The organism is Effusibacillus lacus (assembly GCF_002335525.1).
Taxonomy (GTDB): Bacteria; Bacillota; Bacilli; order Tumebacillales; family Effusibacillaceae; genus Effusibacillus; species Effusibacillus lacus.
The window spans coordinates 45,098-62,746 of record NZ_BDUF01000076.1; the positions used below are offsets into that span (position 1 = coordinate 45,098).

At 52.0% G+C, this 17,649-nt stretch carries 15 protein-coding genes; all 15 read right to left on the bottom strand.

The window, feature by feature from the left end; translation table 11 throughout:
- Nucleotides 1–590: 590 nt before the first annotated feature.
- Nucleotides 591–1,664: a cell division protein FtsZ gene (gene ftsZ, locus EFBL_RS14065; protein ID WP_096182726.1), complete on the bottom strand. Its 1,074-nt coding sequence runs from the start codon at nt 1,662–1,664 to the stop codon at nt 591–593.
- A gap of 48 nt (nt 1,665–1,712) precedes the next feature.
- Nucleotides 1,713–2,936 carry a cell division protein FtsA gene (gene ftsA, locus EFBL_RS14070; protein ID WP_096182727.1) on the bottom strand — a complete coding sequence of 408 codons (1,224 nt, stop codon included), beginning with the start codon at nt 2,934–2,936 and terminating at the stop codon, nt 1,713–1,715.
- Nucleotides 2,937–3,097: 161 nt separating this feature from the next.
- On the bottom strand, nt 3,098–3,457 hold the full coding sequence (locus EFBL_RS14075; RefSeq protein WP_096182728.1) for a small basic family protein: 360 nt from the start codon (nt 3,455–3,457) through the stop codon (nt 3,098–3,100).
- Complete coding sequence (locus EFBL_RS14080; protein WP_165912492.1) at nt 3,454–4,239, bottom strand: DUF881 domain-containing protein; 786 nt, start codon at nt 4,237–4,239, stop codon at nt 3,454–3,456. The genes EFBL_RS14075 and EFBL_RS14080 overlap by 4 nt, the downstream gene beginning before the upstream one ends.
- Nucleotides 4,240–4,277: 38 nt before the next feature.
- Nucleotides 4,278–5,000 carry a DUF881 domain-containing protein gene (locus EFBL_RS14085; protein WP_096182730.1) on the bottom strand — a complete coding sequence of 241 codons (723 nt, stop codon included), beginning with the start codon at nt 4,998–5,000 and terminating at the stop codon, nt 4,278–4,280.
- Nucleotides 5,001–5,006: 6 nt separating this feature from the next.
- Nucleotides 5,007–5,777 carry a cell division protein FtsQ/DivIB gene (locus tag EFBL_RS14090; RefSeq protein WP_096182731.1) on the bottom strand — a complete coding sequence of 257 codons (771 nt, stop codon included), beginning with the start codon at nt 5,775–5,777 and terminating at the stop codon, nt 5,007–5,009.
- 54 nt (nt 5,778–5,831) lie between these two features.
- Nucleotides 5,832–7,088, bottom strand: coding sequence for a UDP-N-acetylglucosamine 1-carboxyvinyltransferase (murA, locus tag EFBL_RS14095; protein WP_096182732.1), 1,257 nt, complete (start codon nt 7,086–7,088; stop codon nt 5,832–5,834).
- A gap of 27 nt (nt 7,089–7,115) precedes the next feature.
- Complete coding sequence (gene murB / locus EFBL_RS14100) at nt 7,116–8,033, bottom strand: UDP-N-acetylmuramate dehydrogenase (RefSeq protein WP_096182733.1); 918 nt, start codon at nt 8,031–8,033, stop codon at nt 7,116–7,118.
- 96 nt (nt 8,034–8,129) lie between these two features.
- On the bottom strand, nt 8,130–9,242 hold the full coding sequence (murG, locus tag EFBL_RS14105; RefSeq protein WP_096182794.1) for an undecaprenyldiphospho-muramoylpentapeptide beta-N-acetylglucosaminyltransferase: 1,113 nt from the start codon (nt 9,240–9,242) through the stop codon (nt 8,130–8,132).
- 48 nt (nt 9,243–9,290) lie between these two features.
- Nucleotides 9,291–10,388 (bottom strand): stage V sporulation protein E, encoded by a 1,098-nt coding sequence (gene spoVE, locus EFBL_RS14110; RefSeq protein WP_096182734.1) that lies wholly within the window; start codon nt 10,386–10,388, stop codon nt 9,291–9,293.
- A 32-nt stretch (nt 10,389–10,420) separates the two neighbouring features.
- Nucleotides 10,421–11,776, bottom strand: coding sequence for a UDP-N-acetylmuramoyl-L-alanine--D-glutamate ligase (murD, locus tag EFBL_RS14115; RefSeq protein WP_096182735.1), 1,356 nt, complete (start codon nt 11,774–11,776; stop codon nt 10,421–10,423).
- Nucleotides 11,777–11,804: 28 nt separating this feature from the next.
- The gene (gene mraY, locus EFBL_RS14120; protein ID WP_096182736.1) at nt 11,805–12,764 is read right to left on the bottom strand and encodes a phospho-N-acetylmuramoyl-pentapeptide-transferase; all 960 of its coding nucleotides are present in this window, start codon (nt 12,762–12,764) and stop codon (nt 11,805–11,807) included.
- 13 nt (nt 12,765–12,777) lie between these two features.
- Complete coding sequence (locus tag EFBL_RS14125; protein WP_096182737.1) at nt 12,778–14,166, bottom strand: UDP-N-acetylmuramoyl-tripeptide--D-alanyl-D-alanine ligase; 1,389 nt, start codon at nt 14,164–14,166, stop codon at nt 12,778–12,780.
- Nucleotides 14,163–15,647, bottom strand: coding sequence for a UDP-N-acetylmuramoyl-L-alanyl-D-glutamate--2,6-diaminopimelate ligase (locus EFBL_RS14130; protein WP_096182738.1), 1,485 nt, complete (start codon nt 15,645–15,647; stop codon nt 14,163–14,165). The genes EFBL_RS14125 and EFBL_RS14130 overlap by 4 nt, the downstream gene beginning before the upstream one ends.
- Before the next feature lie 78 nt (nt 15,648–15,725).
- The coding region (locus tag EFBL_RS14135) for a stage V sporulation protein D (protein ID WP_231705811.1) at nt 15,726–17,649 on the bottom strand (1,924 nt) is incomplete at its 5' end.

The window sequence follows — 17,649 nt, forward strand, 5'->3', positions numbered from 1 at the left end:
AGTGCCGTTATCGAGTCAACCGAGGTTGCTTAACGGCACCAAGTGCCGTTAATCTGATCATTGAAGGGGCATCGCTTGAAATAGCGGCACTAGGTGCCGTAAATCGCCTTATTGAAGGGAAATCGCTTGAAATAGCGGCACTGGATACCGTTAATCGGCTTGTTGAAGGGGGATCGCTTGAAATAGCAACACTGGGTGCCATTGTTTCACCATCCAAAAGAAGAGATTAGAGTTAAAAATGCCGAATGAGTGCGCAAAAGTGCGCTATCTGAGAAAATGGCGGTATTAAATCTTACATAGATGCCTGAAAATGTTTATTCGCCTAGGATAGTGGTCCGCCTGCATAGTTGTCCGCCAATGATAGTTGCTAAACACTTATTCTGTAAAACCGAAAACCTGCCACCTGTTACCTGAGAGTACTATTATAAAAAGGGGCTAGTCCAAAAGTAACATCTACTTTCAGAATAGCCCCTATTCAGCATAAACTTTCTACTTGGTACGGTTACCGTGTAATGGGTTCCAAACATTTGTCGCGGTTACGCTGTAATCCGTTCTAAAAATAAGTCGCTGGTACGGAGAAATCTGTTTCATTATTTATCGGTATTGCGCCGGAGGAATGCCGGAACATCAAGACTGTCCAGAGAAGTCCCCGCATTATGGAACGGACGCAGATCCGAAGTTTTCTGAGGTCTTGGTGCCGGTGGACGCTCTTTATGCTCAAATCCGGTTGCAATCACGGTTACAATCACTTCGTCAGAGAGATTCTCATTGATGACGGCGCCAAAGATCATGTTGACTTCCGGATCCGCAGCAGTCGATACGATATCGGCTGCTTCGTTCACCTCAAACAGGGACAGGTTGCTGCCGCCTGCAATATGCATAAGGACACCCCGTGCACCTTCAATGGAAGTTTCCAAGAGCGGCGACATGATGGCGCTTTTTGCCGCTTCCGTTGCACGATTCTCGCCTTTTGCCACACCAATCCCCATTAGGGCAGATCCCCGCTCGGTCATGATGGTCTTTACGTCTGCAAAATCCACGTTAATCAATCCCGGAACGGCAATCAGATCCGAGATGCCGGAAACACCTTGACGAAGCACATTGTCCGCTTCGCGGAACGCTTCCACCATTGGCGTGTTCTTGTCAACAATTTCGAGCAGCCGATCATTCGGAATTACGATCAAGGTGTCGACCTTCTCCTTAAGGTTGGCAATCCCCTGTTCCGCCTGCTGCATGCGACGGCGACCTTCAAACGTGAACGGCTTGGTGACAACGCCGACAGTTAAAGCTCCCAATTCTTTGGCAATTTCCGCTACGATAGGAGCGGCACCCGTGCCTGTTCCGCCACCCATGCCTGCGGTGACAAAAACCATGTCCGCTCCGCGCAGAGCGTTTGTAATAGCTTCCCGGCTTTCTTCGGCGGCTTTCTTCCCGATATCAGGATTTGCACCCGCTCCCAGTCCGCGGGTCAATTTTTCGCCGATTTGCAAACGTTGATGGGCCTTGGACAGGTTTAGCGCTTGTGCGTCCGTATTTACAGTAATGAATTCAACTCCTTTGATCCCTGATTCGATCATCCGGTTTACCGCGTTGCAACCGCCGCCTCCGCAGCCGATGACCTTTATCTGGGCCAGTGCGTCTATGTCAAGATCAAATTCAAGCATACCATTTCCTCCTCGATCATTCGAACCTTAGGCCACTACCATAAAATCTTATACAAACTCGCTAAACCAGCCTTTAACCCGCTCAATAAAGCCACCCGCCTTGCGGTGCGCGGGAGTGTTGCTTGCATTGTGCGACCGGCGCACATAATTTTTGATTGCATATTGAATGATGCCTACGCCATTCACAAAGGAAGAATCACGCACTCCCAGATACTCGGGAATGGCAACCCTTACAGGTGCTTCCAGTTCAAATTCGGCCAGCTTGTCCACAGCCGGTGTGCAGGCAACTCCTCCTGACAGTACGTAGCCGCTGGGAATCTCTTTCACATATCCCAACCTCTCGACCTCCCGCCTTACCATTGAGAATATCTCCTGCATTCGGGGCTCAATGATGTTGGCCAGTTCGGCCTGGGAAAATTCTTTGTCCACATTGCTTCCAATGCGCGACACCTTGAACATAATCTCAGGGGAAGCTTCCGAAACCATGGCGTAGCCGTATCGCAGTTTGACCGTCTCAGCCACTTCCGTTTGAGTCCTCAAGCCAATGGCAATATCGTTGGTCACATGATCGCCGCCGATGGGCAATACGGACAATGCGGATAAAACGCCGTTCTCAAAGACAGATACGGTGGTTTGGCCCGCACCGATATCCACAAGCACGACTCCAAGTTTCTTCTCGTCATTGGAAAGCGCAATGGAACTGGCTGCCAGGGGCATTAGAACCAAACCGGCATTGTGTAAGCCCGCTCTTTCAACACAACGGACCAAGTTGGAAATAATCGTGCGGGAGCCTGTAATTATGGAGCCTTCTACTTCGAGACGAACTCCGATCATACCACGGGGGTCAGTAATCTCATCAAGACTGTCAACTATGAATTGTTTGGGAACAACACCGATAATTTCACGTTCAGGCGGAACTGCAATCACTTTCGCTGCCTGCAGCACCCTGTCTACATCTTCGTCTCCGATTTCCCTGTCGGGAGAAGATACCGCAACAACGCCATGACTGGGCTGAAGTGCAATATGATTCCCTGTTATCCCGATGAATGCGGACTCAATTTTGATACCGACCATTCTTTCCGCATGTTCAACCGCCTCACGGATGGATTGAACCGTTTTATCTATGTCAACAATGGAACCTTTGCGTATTCCTTCACCGTCAGCAGACCCAACACCTATGATGCTTAGGGTCGATCCGTTGAGTTCACCGATGATCGCACGTACCTTGGATGTTCCAATATCTAAGCTGACGATGATATCGCCTTTAGTCAAGCGGTGGCACCTCCCCAACATCTAAAACAACCTTACCCTATAAAGATTCAACGCGTTATGTCGAATCCCTTTTTTTCTTTCCAACTTTCTTGAAAAAAACCTTCTGCAAAAGCCCCCTTTACGGGGGCTGTGGAGATGTCCGGACGGACGAACCTACAGTTTTAAAGATTCTTGGTGTTGGTCGGCTTTGCTTTTTGCAGCAGCAACCGGCGAATGGTGGCAAGGTTATTGAACAGTCTTACGCCAAAAGCAAATACGGCTGCCAGGTAAAGGTCCACTCCCAGCTCATTTCCAATGTAAGCCAGCAGGGCGGCCATCAACATGTTGGAGAAAAAACCGGTGATGAAAACTTCAGATTCAAAGTGCCGTTCCAGACTGGAACGGATACCGCCGAAGACGGTGTCAAGCGCAGCCAGAATTGCAATTGACATATAGCTGCTGTATTGCACAGGGATGTCGATGTTGAACATCAACCCCAAAAAGATACCCAAAGCGAGTCCGACAATAGGAATCCAAATCATGGCTTGACCGCTCCCTCCGCTTTTTCTTCAGTTGCGTACCGATAGCCCGGAATCCCGGAGAAAGCGGGCAGGATCAGTTTTTTCTGATCGCGGTATTCCGTAATCACAAGTTCTTTCCCTTTCGAAATGAAAAATTCTTTTCCCAGATAAGTGAGCAGAGCGCCTTTCATTTTGTCAATATTGCCAATTGCGTCAATCACGTACGGGTAGTTAACGGCATTAAAATTCACCTGCATGACTCCGGGGTAAATAACATTGTTCTCGCCGGGAGTTATCCCGATTTCCCGGATGCCGCTGGACGAGACAATTCTTTGGTTGTTGAACGCAACAGCCTTGGCCCCATTCGCCTGCAGAATATTGACCAGGTAGACAAGTTCATGGTCAAAAATATGAAACTCTTTGGAGTGTGGGCCCCTTGAATCCGGAAAAATGGAGCTTTCTCTGATTTCAATCCGGATCCCGTTTCCTTCCAATGAAGTCAACCCCGCTTCTATACGGGCTTTCTCAAGTTCCTCTTTCATCTTTTCAAGGACTTTTTCCCTGTCGCCGGGAGATGCTTGATACTCCTGGATTTTTCTTTCCATCTTGTAAATTTGGTCCATCAATTGTTGCTGGTGCTTGCTTTCGTAAGCCAAAGCGTTTTTTACCTGTATGATGTCGGCGCCGCCAAAGTCGGAGTCTTTTCCTTTGCCGGAAGTCATCTGAATGGTCAGCATGGCGCCCAGCAAAATACTGACACCGAAAAGGCTGAACTTGAATCTGTTCACAGTTTTGTTTCCCATACTCCACCCCCCGTTTCCGTCTTTATCTGTTTCCCGCATTACTGTCGGGCCGGATTTGAAGAGAGCTTTTCCGGATCTCCGGAATAGCCTTTCATTCGGATCAGATCAACTTCTTTCGGACCTTGAATTTGCAATAATCGATCCATACTCCTTAATTCATCCAGCATACCGCCTTGCATAGTCAGTCCTTTGATAAGCGTTGAAGGATCTCCGATCGCCTCAATCTTATAGGGGGGTGTCAGCAAGCGATCATTGATCCGCACAGTGGGCCCAACGCACATAATGCCTGTAACCGACCCTATCCTTTCTCCGTTAACGCTTACCGCTTCCGCCCCTGACAGGAAAATTTCGTTCACGAGCCTCATTACGTCCGTGTCATGGGTAACGGGGTCTGATGACTTTGACCCTCTTTTGCTGTCATCAATCGTAAGCACGATTCCCGGCCCTTTGACGGGGGACGTTCCTGCCAAGATCCTGGCTTTTTCAAGCGAATTCTGGATATCGGATGTGTCATATTTGGAAGCTTCCTGCTCCAGAGCCAAGATTTGCTTGTTGAGCTCGTTCAGGTGGTTTTCCAGTTCTTTGTTTTGCTTTTGAATGGCGACCAATTTTTCCTTGGCTTCCAGCACGTCCCTGTTTGAAACGTTCCAGCTTACCTGTTCGTTGACTGTTTGTGTGTGTTTATATTGGACTGCCATCATAAAACCAAGGGTTATGGAGATTATGGTCAGCGTCAGTATCAGCCTTGTTTTTGAAGACAATGCTCCTCACTCCTTTTTGGGCTGCTGCTCCCCCCTGTTGCTGTCGTACCAAGCTTCATCCTCACTATAAATATATATGATTCCGGGAAGCTTTCCCTCTAACTCTTTCTTCCAAAATTTCATATAAACGTCCAGAGTTGTGGCCAGATTGCCCGGCGGAAAGCGGATTTCAAACCCTTCCACCGTCCAGGCGGACCAGAGATTTTCCTTTTTGTCTTCTTTTTTCCTGATTTCGAAATGGGATATATGTTCCAACAACTTGCGATCAACCGATACAAGCTGTTCGCAAAATTCTTGCACGTCCCGGTCGGGGATTTGTTTGCCCGGTTCCACTTCAAGCGTATTCTGTGCAATGATCAGGGGAAGGTTTGTCCCATTTGTGTTTTTGATTGCATCATAGACAGTCGCATCGCTCAGCAGCCTGTAAAACATGCCGCCGTTCCGCACCAGAACTGCCGCAACCGGTTTCTCGGCAACCGCAATCGTCACATGACCGGGGAACTTGACTTCCACGTCCGCTTTGGCAATAAGCGGATACTGCTCCCGAACCTGCTTGTCCACATTCTCAGGTTTAACGTCCCAGAAGTTCATTCCCACTATGACTCCGCTTGCGCTTGCAATCTGGTCGGCAGGAATCTGGCTGTTGCCGATTACTTGCACGGAACGAATTTTGGACAAGGGAGATGTAAAAAAAACGGCTGCCCCGACCCCCGCAAAAAAAACAAAAAGGAGAGTCAAAGCCTTCCATCTGGGTTTGCGCTTCTGTCCAGCAACCATAAGATGCCCCCATAAAAAGGCGGCATATCCTTGTATATGCCGCCGCTTGTGTTCTTAATCTTGGATGCGATGAATTCTTGCGCCAAGGGATGACAGGACATCTTCAATCCGTTCATACCCTCGATCAATATGGTGCGTGTTCTCCACGCAGGTGGTTCCGTTAGCCGCCAAACCCGCAATAACCAATGCTGCGCCGGCGCGTAAATCTGTGGCTTCCACACTGGCTGCCGTCAACTCGGGTACTCCTTCGATGAATGCAGTCCGAAGATCCACTTTAATCCGCGCCCCCATCCGGCGAAGTTCGCTGACATGTTTGAATCTTTCTTCGAAAACAGTCTCCGAAACAATGGATGTCCCTTTTGCGACAGTCAGCATGGCCATGAAGGGAGCTTGCAGGTCGGTCGGAAATCCCGGGTAGTAGGATGTCTGGATTCTATCTACGGCAGTCAAAGGATTACTAGATTTTACAGTCATTATATCACGACCCAACTCGATTTCAACACCGGTTTCCCTTAATTTGGTAAGCACAACTCCTAGGTGGGAGGGATTTACGTTTTCCAGCAGGATGTTCCCGTTTGTGACTGCGGCTGCGACCAGCAAAGTGCCTGTCACGATCCGGTCAGGAATAATGGTGTGTTCTGTCGGAGTCAGCTCCGCTACGCCCTCCACATAGATGGTGTCTTCCCCGGCACCGGTTATTTTGGCCCCCATCTTGTTCAGGTAGGTGGCCAAATCCACGATTTCAGGTTCCCGGGCCGCATTTCCGATCATGGTTGTGCCGTTTGCCAAAGACGCTGCCATTAAGATGTTTTCAGTGGCGCCCACACTCGGGATGTCTAAATAAATCGAGGTTCCCTTCAACCGGTTTGCCTGGCAGAACAGGTACCCGTGACTTTCCCGGATGTCCGCCCCCATGGCAGTCAAACCTTTGGTATGCAGGTCGATCGGTCTGGACCCAATGGTGCATCCTCCCGGTTTTGACACCCGCACCGATCCGAAACGGGATAAAAGCGGCCCCATAAGGAATATGGAGGATCTCATTTGACGCATTAATTCATCGGGAACTTCGGTTGAATGAATGGGAGTCGGATCCACCGTAACGGTGGAGCCTCTTCTGAATACACGAGCGCCAAGGCTTCGCAAGATTTCTTCCATAACACGTATATCTTGCAAATCCGGAACATCATGAATCACGCTTTCCCCCTTGGCCATCACACTGGCGGCCAGGATCGGCAGGGCTGCATTTTTTGCGCCATGCACACGAACGGAACCAATGAGAGGTTTGCCACCCTCAATGGCAAGTCGTTCCACCTCATCACCCCCACGATCTCCTTGTTGTCAGTCCTCTCCTACGATTCGCACTTCAGGGATGAGAGAAACGCCGTAACGATTACGGACAGTCGTCTGCGCCAACTCAATCAGCGCAAGAACGTCGGAAGCCTGTGCTTTGTCAATATTGACAATAAAGTTGGCGTGCAGATCGGAGATTTGCGCACCTCCGATACGGGTCCCCTTCAGGCCTGCCTGTTCGATCAATAAGCCCGCATGGGTTCCCTCCGGATTTCGAAACACGGATCCACAGTTGGGCAGTTGCAGAGGTTGTGTGGTTTGCCTGCGTTTGGTCCAGTTCCGAACCTTCGCCTGCATTTCTTCCGTATTTCCCGGTCTCAGTTGAAAGGTTGCCCGAACCACGATCCGCGGATGATCTTTCAGAATGCTGTACCTGTAAGCAAACTGGAGATCATGATTTTGAAGAGTTACAAGGGAGCCATCCTCTTCTACAATTTCGGCGCTGAGGAGCACCTCTCTTGTTTCTCCTCCATGCGCCCCGGCATTCATCATGACAGCCCCGCCAACTGTTCCCGGAATACCGGTTGCAAATTCAAGCCCTTGCAGACCGTTGCGAATCGCAGTATTTGCCGCTGACACATAAGACCGGCCGGCTTGGGCAGTCAACTGGTTGGTAGACCCATCAACGGACAGATCCGCAAAGTTGTCCGCCAGCTTGATAACGACTCCGCGCATCCCGCCGTCACGCACCAGCAGATTGGATCCCCTGCCGATTACATACCAGGGAATATGGTGCTCCGCACATATTCTGGCCAATGCTTGAAGATGTTCCACTTTCGTGGGAATAACAAACACATCCGCAGGGCCGCCAATTTTCCACGTAGTATGTCTGGAGAGCGGTTCATCAAAAAGAATCGTGCCGAGGTCAAGCCCGTGAAAAATGGATTGCCAATCGTTGCTGCTCATACGAACCTCCGTAATCCGGTCAATGTGTTCAGCGCCTACGTACCCTATACTATGCTTCCCCCACCGATGTGTGACAGGAGCCCAGAGAGACACCGGTTATTTCACCAACTCCATAATTGTTCGATGAATGTTCGACATCGCTTCCGGAAGACCAAGCGCCTTGCTCCGCTCCTTCATCTTCCGGAGGTCGGACGGGGATTCCATCAGCCTCTGAATGGCCTGGAACAGAAGCCCGGGAGTCAGTTCCGATTCCCTGATCATCACTCCGGCGCCCGCATCCGCCAGCCATCTGGCATTATATTCCTGATGATTGTTGGTGACGTAAGGCGAAGGAATGTAAATCCCGGGTACGCCCAGTGCCGTAGCTTCTGCAATTGTGGTGGCTCCTGCCCGGGAGACAAGCAGGTCGGATCCTGCCAACAGAGGCGGCATGTTGTAGACAAACGGCTGGACAAAAATGCCCGACTGCGGACCGAAACCTGTGCGTTTCAATTGACCGGCCACATCCTCGTAATGGATCTGACCCGTAATATAGAGCAATTGAAACCGTCTCTGGTTGGACACCGACTCGAGCATACTCAGGACAGCATCGTTGATCGGTTTCGCCCCCCGGGATCCGGATACGATTACGACCGTTTTTTTCTCCGGATCGAGGCCCAATTCCTGTTTGACCTGACGAGTCTCGTCAGGCGTCACCTTCACCACTTCGCTGGCTCTTGGGTTTCCTGCAACAACCACCTTGTGTTTTACATTGGAGAAATAGTTCACCGATCCCTCGAAGGATACCCCGATCCGATCGGCAAAACGGCTCAGGGACCGGTTGGTAAGTCCGGGGAAGACATCCATTTCGTGAATGTATGTCGGAATGGCCAGCATTTTGGCCATGAAGACAACGGGCGCCACCACATACCCCCCGCAGCCGATTACCACATCAGGCTGGTATTCTTTCAGAATCCTGCGGGCTTGCAGCAGCCCTTTGCCAAGCCTTGCAAAGGTCTTTAGCGTGTCCGACGACAAGCTTCTCTTCAGTCCGCTGACTTCAATCGTACGAAAAGCAAAACCCGAGCGGGGTACAATGTCACTTTCCAGCCCCCGCTCGGTTCCTATGTAAAGGATCTCCGCCTGTTCCACTTCAGAGAAATATCTTGCTATCGCCAAGGCCGGGTAGATATGCCCACCCGTTCCTCCACCCGTAACAACGATCTTCAAGCTGATCCACACCCGCTTTCTCCCGTTAGGCAAGCTTGCAAGTCAATTTTAGCGCGAGTGGCGGGAAATGTTCAAGAGAATTCCAACCCCGGTCAACATCAGGAGCAGGGAGGAACCGCCGTAACTGATGAAAGGCAGGGTGATCCCCGTTACAGGCATGGAGCCGGTGACCACTCCGATGTTGATGATGACTTGAACCGCGATCATGGCTGTAATTCCGATAGCCAGCAAACTGCCAAAGGGATCCCTGGCGGTGATGGCCACGCGTACCCCCCGCCAAAGCAGCAGCAGGAACAGCATGATAACGGTGGCCCCTCCGATGAACCCCAGTTCTTCCGCCAAAATACAGAAGATAAAGTCAGTCTGCGGTTCCGGCAGGTACAAAAACTTCTGGCGGGAACGGCCCAGCCCAAGTCCCATCAGCCCCCCCGGCCCCAACGCGTAAAGCGACTGAATGATTTGGTATCCCTCACCAAGCTCGTATTTCCACGGATCCAGGAATGCAAAAATCCGCTTGAGCCGGTAAGGCGCCACCATGACCAAAGCAGCAAAAGCCGGAATCGCCAGGGACGCCAATCCAAGCAAATGACTGACCCTTGCCCCCGCCGCAAAAATCAGGATAATGGTGGTGCCCGCAATGACTGTGCTCTGGCCCAGGTCAGGTTCCAGCATGATCAGTCCCAACGCCAGAACCAGAATGGACAGGGGAGGAAGCAGACCTTTCCTGAAATGATGGATCTGATTCTGATGCCTTTCCAGATACCAGGCGAAAAAAACGATCAATCCCAATTTGGCCGCTTCTGACGGCTGAATGCCGAATGAGCCGATTCCCAGCCATGCCTGGGAACCGTTCCGCTCCACTCCAAGCGGAGTCAGAACGAGAATCAGCAGCAAAAAACAGACCAGCATGATGGTTTTGGCACATTTTTTCAACCGGGTGTAATGGAAGTTCATCATGAAAAACATCATGCCAAGTCCCGCGATTGCCCACAGCAACTGGCGTTTGGCAAAATAGAAGCTGTCCCCGTACGTTCCTTCCGCTTTAATCGCACTTGCGCTGTATACAATCACGACGCCAAGCCCGAGCAGCAGAAGAACCGTCACAATAATGATCAAATCCGGATTTTTGCGATCGTACGCCTGCAATTGAGATCCCCCTTCTCGGTCTCGTCCAATCGCTACATTGTATGCACGGCGTCTTTAAAAATACGTCCCCTTTCTTCAAACGAACTGTACATGTCCCAACTGGCGCAAGCGGGTGAAAGCAGAACCGAATCCCCTGTTTCCGCAGCATTGGCTGCAATGGAAACCGCTTCCTCAATGGAACCGGCCTTGAACCTTGTCAGGACGCCGGCCTTCTCGGCCGCAGCCGCCAACTTGTCAGCCGATTGCCCCAGAGTGACGATCGCTTTCACATGTTTTTGAAAAACGGGAATCAGCTCGGCGAAATCGGTTCCGCGATCAAGGCCGCCTGCTATCAGCACCACCGGGTTGGAGAAGGACGTAATGGCCCTTGTGGCCGCTTCCGCATTGGTGGCCTTTGAATCATTGTAGTAGGTGACCCCATTTTTCTCGGCCACGAATTCCAAGCGGTGCTCGACTCCTTTGAACCCGCGGATTCCCTCGCGAATGGATCCGGGGGACGCACCGGCAGAATAGGCTATGGCAGTGGCTGCCAAAACGTTTTCCAGATTGTGGGCCCCTTTGATGGGAATGTCATTCAACCGGCATACAGGGACGTCCTGGCCGCTGGATCGAACGATGATACTTTCATCCTTGACAAAAACTCCCTCTTCCAATCTTTTCCGGATACTGAACGGAAAAATCCGCCCCTGCAAAGAGTTTGCCAGTTCCATTACCGCCGGCTGATCCGCGTTCAGCACAGCCACGTCATTTTCCGCCTGGTTGCGGAAGAGGCGGCTTTTGGCGGCAATATACTCCTCCATGGTGCCATGATAGTCCAGATGCGCTTTATACAAGTTGAGCAGCGCCCCGATTCGCGGACGGAAGGTGTCGGTACCCAACAATTGGAAAGAAGACAGTTCCGCCACCAGCCATTGATCCGCCCGCACTTCTTCCACGATTTCGGACAGCGCGGTACCAATGTTGCCCGCGACCACCGGATTGAGTCCGGCCGCTTTCAGAATCTCACCCGTCAGTGTGGTGGTCGTGGTTTTCCCGTTGGATCCTGTGATTCCAATAATGGGGGCTTTAGCAAACTGATAGGCAACCTCCACTTCCGTAACGATCGGAATTCCCAATGCCAGTGCCTGTTGAATCGGGGCTGCCGTATAAGGGATTCCCGGATTTTTCACAAGCAGGTCAAGATTCGGGGAGACAATCCCTTCCGGGTGCCCGCCGCAAATCACTTCGATTCCCAGTTTCCCAAGTTCGTCCGGGACATCGCCGAAAGATTCGCGCTCCTTTTGATCATTTGCAACCACCCGGGCTCCATGTTTGTTCAATAAACGGGCAACGGCCGCGCCACTCCGGGCGAGGCCTAAAACCAAAACGTTCTTCCCCTGATAATCCATTGTGGTAGAGCTCCTTCATTCTGCTTATTTAGAAGTAAGCTGACAAAGCAGCCATGGAACAGGCCAAACCGGCAGCCCAGAAGGTGGCGACCACCCGCCATTCGGACCAGCCGGAAAGCTCAAAATGGTGGTGTAAAGGACTCATTTTGAATACCCGCTTGCCAAAAACCTGAAACGAAAATACCTGGATCAGGACGGACAAGGTTTCAGCCACAAACACGAACCCGATCAGCACCAACAGGAGCTCCGTCTTGGTCAGGATCGCTGCGGCAGCCAGTCCGCCACCCAGGGCCAGCGACCCGGTGTCCCCCATGAACACTTTGGCGGGGTGTGCGTTAAACACAAGAAATCCAAGCAGAGCCCCTGCCATTGCGGCACAAAAAATGGCCACATCAAACTGGCTCGACCAGACCGCCGCAATCAGAGCATAGGTGGCAAACGCAATAGCCGAGGTTCCGGCCGCCAAACCGTCCAACCCGTCTGTCAGGTTGACCCCGTTGGTCGTGCCGATCAGCACAAGAAACAGAAATACAGCATATAACAAGCCCAAGTCCCATGTACTATCAGTAAACGGAACCGATACGGAAAAGTCAAATTGTTGAATGTATAAGACCGCAAAGAAAATGGCCGAAACGAGAATCTGTCCCAATAACTTCTGTCTGGCGCGAAGTCCCAGATTCCGCTTCATCACCACTTTGATGTAATCATCCAGAAACCCGACCAGGCCAAACCCGAGCGTGACCAGAAGCAGCAGCCACAACTCGGAGGATCTGTCCGAGAATTGAATGGAGGTAATGGCCAGGGCGACAAGAAAGATGGTCCCCCCCATGGTTGGGGTTCCTGCCTTCTTCTGATGTCCCTGCGGGCCTTCTGAGCGGATCGCCTGCCCAAATTTCAATCGTCTCAATACAGGTATAAACAGGGGGCCGATAACTACGGCGATCAAAAACGCCACCCCGGCTGTCCAAAACAACGCTTGCAATTCCATTCCGCGGTCCCCCTTACGCCAACAACCCAGCTGCGATTTCTTCCATCTTCATCCCTCGTGAAGCTTTTACAAGTATGACAGGGAACTCTTTGTCTGCGATACAGTGTTGAATATATTCGATTGCCTGCTGTTTGGTTTCCGCCATAAAAATCCGGTCTTTGGCGAATCCGGCATCCTCGGCGCCCCTTGCGATATCCGCGGCGTGTTGGCCAAGGGTCACCAGCAGGTCAATCCGCAGATGCCCTGCCTTTCGGCCCACTTCATAATGCATCTCCGCTGCCAGATCCCCCAGTTCCAGCATATCTCCGATGGCAGCCACCCTGAAATCGGTCCCGGGTGTATCGGACAACATCTTCAAGGCCGCCTTCATCGAAGTAGGGCTGGCATTATAGGCGTCATTGACAATATATCCGCCGGCGGGACGGGCTCTTACTTCCATTCTCATGGCTGACAAGGCGGTCTTTGACAAACCGCTTGCAATTTCGCCGACGGACATGCCAAGATGACGTCCAACCGCAACCGCAGCCAAAGCATTTCCCACTTGATGAACACCCGGAACCGGAAGCCGGTACTCAAGCCCCTCCCCTTCCACCCGGAAAGAGGTGCCTTCCAAACCGAGAGAGCGGATGTCGACGGCTCGGTAATCGTTATTTTCTTCAAACCCAAACCATTGGGTCAAGCAGGGGATTCTGTCAGCGAGAGCCCGCAGCAGCGGCTCGTCACCATGCAGCAAAGCCAAACCGTCCGGGGACAATGCCTCAATCAGCTCGAATTTGGCTCTGGCGATTCCTTCCCGGGAACCCAGAAACTCGATGTGCGCCTCCCCGATGTTTGTGATAACGCCAATCTCGGGCGCTGCAATGTCGGCAAGCAGTGCAATCTCTCCTCTGCCGCTCATCCCCATTTCCAGCACGGCCACATCCGTATCCGGCTCCAATGTCAGCACCATGAGAGGCAGTCCGATATGGTTATTGAGATTGCCTTGTGTTTTTTGCACTTTAAACCGTTCGGAAAGCACCTGGGCGATCATATCCTTGGTTGAGGTCTTTCCATTACTACCCGTAACGCCGACCACCTTTGTCCGGAGCGTGCGGCGGTATGCCTTTGCGATTTTTTGGAGGGCGGCAAGCGTATCATCAACCCCGATGAACGCAAGTTTCCCTACAGATTGTTCGGGCAGAGGCCGGTTTTTTTGCCATAGGGCAGCCACAGCCCCATTGTCAACCGCCTGGGACAGGAACTCATGTGCGTCATGCCGCTCCCCGATCAGCGGCACGAAAAGACACCCGGTCATTTGCTTCCGCGAGTCTGTGGAAACTCCATGTATCACAAGGGCAGGGTCGCCTTTCAGCAGTTCCCCTTCCGCCATGTTCACGATTTCTTGGATGCTGGCCCGGATCATAGTTCACCTCGAATCGCCTGGACTGCCACTTCCCGGTCGTCAAAATGATGTTTGGTTGTGCCGATGATCTGATAGGTTTCGTGCCCTTTGCCGGCGATCAGGACCACATCGCCTGCAACAGCCTGACCCACCGCGTGACGGATCGCGTCTTTTCTGTCTGTCAGGCGCACATATCGGTCTCGGGAAACATCAGTCAGCCCCTGCTCCATGTCGTCAAGAATTTTCTCGGGATCTTCCGTTCGGGGATTGTCCGAGGTAATGATTGCCACATCACTGTAAGCGGCAGCAATCCGTGCCATGATGGGCCGCTTTGTACGGTCCCTGTCCCCCCCGCATCCTACGACCGTATAGACCTTCCCTTTCGCAAACTCCCGGATGGTCTTCAGAACATTCTCAAGCGAATCCGGCGTATGGGCATAGTCCACAATGACGGTAAAATCCTGTCCGGCCACCACACGTTCGAATCTGCCGTCCACACCGGAAACCGATTCGAGGGAAGCTTTAATCGCGGATAAACCCACTCCTTCACACAGACAGGCGGCAGCTGCCGCCAATGCATTGTATACGGAAAACTTTCCGGTCATTTGCAGATGCAAATCTATCGATCCGGCAAAGCTCGCCAACGTGAAAGACGCGCCGCCTGCCTCGATTTGCACATTCAAGCCCCGGACATCCGCCTCTTTGTCAATTCCGTAAGTAACAACCTGGGCGACAGTCTGACCAATGAAGAAACCGGCCTCCGGGTCGTCCGCATTAATGACCGCAAATCGGTTGTCCACCAGCCGGTCCTCGTATGTATTGCCCAGTTGGGAAAAAAACTTCCCTTTTGCGTTCCGGTATTTTTCCATTGATCCGTGAAAATCCAAGTGATCCTGGGTCAGGTTCGTAAAAACAGCCGTCCGGAAGCGGGTACCGGCGACCCTTTTCAGATCAAGCGCATGGGAGGACACTTCCATCGCCACATATTCTGTCCCGAATTCTTTCATCCGGTGAAATGTCTCTTGCAATTCCAACGCTTCGGGAGTGGTGTTGGCCGCATCATACTCCTGATTCCCGATACGATTCTTGATTGTGCCGATCAAGCCCGTTCGGTGTCCCTGATCGGTCAGAATTTTGTCAATCAGGTTTGTAACAGTTGTCTTGCCATTGGTCCCGGTCACACCGATGACTTTCATCGAGTGGGACGGATGCCGGTAAAAGGTTGAAGCCAGGATCGGAACCACATCCCGGGTGTTATGGACGATAATTTGCGGCACCGGAAGTCCTTCCACTTCCCTTTCGACAACTGCCGCCACAGCTCCTTGCTCCACCGCCCCGGCAACAAAATCGTGCCCGTCTACAGTATGACCCTTAAGCGCGACAAACAGGCACCCGGGACATGCCTTGCGGGAGTCGGCGGTAATGCCGGTGATGTCCAGCGTATCAATGGTGTCGGTGATCTTCTTCAGCAAAATGGGAGCAAGCAGCTTACTCAATTGCAATGGAAAAACCTCCTCAAACAAATGCACGGGGGAATTCACCCCCCATTAGTCAGAATGTACGGCAGATGCAAGGACCTGTCAAGGAACAGGCTGATCGCTCAGGAAAATCCGGATCGTCGCCCCCGGAGTCACTTTGGTGCCGGGGGTTGGTGCCTGGGCCACCACAAACTTGCCCTCGCCAACGGTTTCCACCCGCAGCTGCATGTGGCTGTTAATCATTTCCCTTTTTGCCTCTTCCAGCGTCAGACCGGCCACCGGAGGCACCTCGACAGGTTTGATGTCACCATATCGATATTCGAGAGAGATGCCGTTTTTCCTTGTGGGGACATTCAAATAATGCAAGGAATCAGCCAGGATGTTGCCGACAACGGGTGCTGCTATCAAACCCCCAAAGATCAGACCGGCCTTTGGATTGTCCACCGCCAGATAAGCCACGAGTTTCGGATCATCTGCCGGAGCCATGCCGACGAAGGAGACGATATAATGGCCCTGCTTGTAACCCCCTCCGGGTGACGCAACCTGGGCGGTGCCCGTCTTTCCTGCAATCCGGTATCCTTCCCGGTATGCGTGGCGTCCCGTCCCCTGTGCAACCACACTCTCCAAAGTTTCACGAACCGTTTTGGCCGTCTCTTCCGACACTACCCGGTGTTTCACCTTGGGCTGAACGGTTTCCACCGCTTTCCCCGTTTCCGGATCGATCCACTCTTTTGCTATATGGGGTTCCATCAGAAGTCCGCCATTTGCAATTGCGGAAACGGCCATCACCTGTTGGATCGGAGTCACCGATACTCCTTGGCCGAAAGAGGTGGTAGCCAGTTCCAAAGGTCCGACCTGGTTCAATTTAAACAGGATTCCGGTTCCTTCGCCGGGCATGTCGATGCCGGTTTTCTTGCCGAATCCGAACTTGTCGATATAGGAAAACAGCTTTTCTTTGCCAAGTCTTTGCCCCATCAGCATAAAACCCGGGTTGCAGGAATTCTCGACAACTTCCAGCATGGACTCGGAGCCGTGGCCCCCCGCTTTCCAGCAGCGAATCTTGCGTCCTGCCACTTCGTAGTAACCGGGGTCAAAGAACCGTTCTGTCAGTTGGACTTTCTTCTCTTCCAATGCAGCCGCCAATGTCACGATTTTAAAAGTGGATCCGGGCTCAAAGGTTTTCCAGATGGCCAGATTCCGGTTGTAGACTTCCTGGGGATACTCTTTGTACTGCGCAGGTTTATAGGTGGGATAGTTCTCCATAGCCAGGATTTCCCCGGTCTTCGGGTCAGCGACAATGGCCATAACGCCATCCGGGTTATAGGCAGCCACCAGATTGTCGATCTCGCGTCGGACAAAGTTGGAGATTTCCTTGTCGATGGTCAGTTTCATGTTGAGTCCGTTCTCGGGGGGCGTATAGGAGTCATTCTCGTTGGGCATCTTCTGCTGATTGGCCTGGGCAAAAAACGATATGCTTCCATTCTTTCCGCGGAGCCGCTCGTCATACCATGCCTCAAGCCCTGTCAACCCCTGGTTGACGGCTCCTGTAAATCCAAGGATATGGGAGGCCAGATTTTCAAAGGGATAAAACCGCTTCCCTTCCTCTGTTATGTAAACTCCCGGCAATTTCAACGATCGTACTTCTTTCGCTTTCTGGTCGTCAATCTTGCGCCCGCCGGGCATCACGTACACCAACAGGGTACGTTTGCTGATCCTTGCCAGCAGTGCATCCTTGTCGACCCCGAGTACTTTGGCCAATTTTTCCGCTGTACCCGGTTTGTCTTTGATCTGAGCAGGAAAGGCCACAATTGTCGGGGCGCTTCCATTATAGGCAAGAACCTCTCCGTTCCTGTCCATGATGATGCCGCGTTTGGATTCAACCGGTATGTCCCGGCGCCAGAGATCTTCCGCTTTCTCGGTTAACCACGGGGCTTGTATCAACTGAATGTATGCCAGGCGACCGACCAGCGCCAGAAAAACCGCACCAAGCGCGAACAGTACTACAATCAGTCGTTTGCGAAGCGTC